The organism is Tritonibacter sp. SIMBA_163 (genome assembly GCF_046535935.1).
Taxonomy (GTDB): domain Bacteria; phylum Pseudomonadota; class Alphaproteobacteria; order Rhodobacterales; family Rhodobacteraceae; genus Epibacterium; species Epibacterium scottomollicae.
Map to the genome: position 1 here is coordinate 1 of NZ_JAWJBP010000697.1, position 260 is coordinate 260.

Below are 260 nucleotides of genomic sequence, written 5' to 3' on the forward strand. Positions count from 1 at the left end.
CGGGAGACAAAATTGTACCGAAAGCAGGTAAAGGTACTAAATCTACTTCTAATGAAGGATTCCATGTGATGAAGGTTACAACACCGTTTAGTAAAGAACGTGGTTTTGGTGTAGCCGTATGTTTAATAACACCGCAATATTAAATAAAACTATGATTTTATAGGAATATATTCAATACATAACAGAGAAATACAGGGCATGTGTGAGAACGAGAGAGCTGGGTTATCCCCTGCTCTCTTTTTGTGCTCAAAAAATTAATT

Annotated in this window: 1 protein-coding gene; it reads left to right on the forward strand. The window is 35.8% G+C overall.

The features are described from left to right. Positions 1 to 11 precede the first annotated feature (11 nt). A complete protein-coding gene (locus R0J92_RS24115) occupies positions 12 to 143 on the forward strand; it encodes a hypothetical protein (RefSeq protein ID WP_411053541.1) in 132 nt (43 codons plus the stop codon). The last annotated feature ends 117 nt before the right edge of the window (positions 144 to 260 follow it).